Origin of the sequence: Agromyces binzhouensis, from assembly GCF_004135055.1 — a bacterium.
In the GTDB taxonomy this organism is placed as follows: domain Bacteria; phylum Actinomycetota; class Actinomycetes; order Actinomycetales; family Microbacteriaceae; genus Agromyces; species Agromyces binzhouensis.
In genome coordinates this window covers 1-1,859 of sequence record NZ_SDPL01000511.1, presented here as the reverse complement: position 1 = coordinate 1,859, position 1,859 = coordinate 1, and the positions used below count along the sequence as shown (strand labels likewise).

General features: G+C 75.5%; 3 protein-coding genes. All 3 read left to right on the top strand.

All coding sequences use genetic code 11. From position 1 onward, the window contains the following. Positions 1-992, top strand: a 992-nt coding sequence (gene alr / locus ESO86_RS16260; protein WP_129235881.1) for an alanine racemase, incomplete at its 5' end; no start/stop codon positions are given. Continuing rightward, the gene (gene tsaE / locus ESO86_RS16255) at positions 992-1,540 is read left to right on the top strand and encodes a tRNA (adenosine(37)-N6)-threonylcarbamoyltransferase complex ATPase subunit type 1 TsaE (protein WP_129235880.1); all 549 of its coding nucleotides are present in this window, start codon (positions 992-994) and stop codon (positions 1,538-1,540) included. The genes alr and tsaE, both read left to right, overlap by 1 nt. A gap of 60 nt (positions 1,541-1,600) precedes the next feature. Then, on the top strand, positions 1,601-1,859 hold a 259-nt coding region (tsaB, locus tag ESO86_RS16250), incomplete at its 3' end, for a tRNA (adenosine(37)-N6)-threonylcarbamoyltransferase complex dimerization subunit type 1 TsaB (protein WP_129235879.1).

Sequence of the window (1,859 nt, the reverse complement as noted above, 5' to 3'; positions counted from 1 at the left end):
TGCACGTCGCCCGCGCCGCACTCGACGGGGGCGCGGACCACCTCGGCGTCGCCGACCTGGACGAGGCGCTCGCGCTGCGCGACGCCGGGATCGAGGCTCCGATCCTCGCCTGGCTGCACGACCCGGCCGCGCGCTTCGAGGCCGCCATCGCCCACGACATCGACCTGGGCGCCTCTTCGGCGGCCCAGCTCGAGGCGATGGCGGATGCCGCGGCGTCCGCCGGCCGCATCGCGAACGTGCACCTCAAGCTCGACACGGGCCTCAGTCGGAACGGCATCCTGCGCGCCGACTGGGACGACGTCGTCGCGCGTGCGACGGTGCTCGAGTCGGAGGGGCGCGTGCGGGTCCGCGGCCTCTTCAGCCACCTCGCGAACACGTCGCCCGACGAGGACGCCGCGCAGCTCGCCGCGTTCCTCGACGGCGCCGCCGCCGCCGAGCGCGCGGGGCTCTCGCCGGAGATCCGCCACCTCGCATCCACGGCCGCGGCCCTGCGCCTGCCCGAGGCGCGCCTGGACATGGTGCGGATCGGCATCGGGATCTACGGCGTGCCGCCCTTCGGCGACGGCACGACCGCCGCGGAGCTCGGCCTGACGCCCGTGATGACCCTCCGCGGGCGCGTCGCCGCCGTGCGACGCGTCGAGTCCGGAACGGGCGCCTCGTACGGCTACACCTGGCGTGCTCCGAATCCGACGACGCTCGCGCTCGTCCCGCTCGGCTACGCCGACGGCGTGCCGCGGCAGGCCTCCGGGCGAGCGGAGGTCGTGATCCACGGCGCCCGACATCGGATCGCCGGTCGCATCGCGATGGACCAGTTCCTCGTCGACGTGGGGGACGCCGAGGTCGCCGTCGGTGACGAGGTCGTGCTCTTCGGCGACCCGGCCGCCGGCGCCCCGTCGGCCGACGAGTGGGGCGACGCCGCCGACACGATCGGCTACGAGATCGTCACGCGCATCGGCCCGCGCGTCCCTCGCACGCACGTCGGAGGCGCCTGATGCGCCGATCGGTCGCCGACACCGAGGCCATGGAGTCCCTCGGCCGAGAGCTCGGTCGCACGTTGCGGGCCGGCGACCTCGTCGTGCTCACCGGTCCGCTCGGCGCCGGGAAGACGACGCTCACGCGCGGCATCGGCGACGGACTCGGCGTCCGCGGTCCGGTGCAGAGCCCGACGTTCGTGCTCGCGCGGACCCACCCGAGCCTGGTCGGCAGGGCACCCCTCGTGCACGTCGACGCCTACCGCCTCGGCAGCGCCGCCGAGCTCGAGGACCTCGACCTCGACTTCGCGCACTCCGTCGTCGTGGTCGAGTGGGGCGCCGGCCTGCTCGACGATGTCAGCGAGTCCTGGCTCGAGGTGGTCATCGCCCGTCGCCGCGGCCACGACGACGTCGACGGCCATGCCGCCGGGGCCGGGGCCGAGGCCGGGGCCGGGGCCGAGCGCGACGCAGAGCTCGACGAGGACGAACCGAGGACCGTCGAACTCCTCGGCCACGGCCCGCGATGGGCCGGCACGCCGTTCGCCGTGCAGCCGCAGCTCGACGACTGACCGGGAGGATGCGGCCCGCTCCCGGCGGGCGCTCGGCGGCGCGCATCTAGGCTGGATGCCATGCTTCTCGCGATCGACACGTCCACCGGGACGAGCGTCGCCGTCGTCGACCTCGACGGCGGGATCCTCGCCGAGGCGGGCACGAACGACACCATGCGGCACGCCGAGCTCATCGGCGACGGCATCCGCGACGTCCTCGCCCGAGCCGGCGTGCGCCCGGCCGACCTCTCGGGCGTCGCGGCGGGCATGGGGCCCGGTCCGTTCACCGGGCTCCGGGTGGGCATCGCCGCCGCACGGGCGTTCGCCCTCGGCATCGGCC

Excerpts from the sequence above, each read along its gene's own strand:
- tsaE (WP_129235880.1), top strand. The coding sequence starts at position 992 with ATGCGCCGATCGGTCGCCGACACCGAGGCCATGGAGTCCCTCGGCCGA.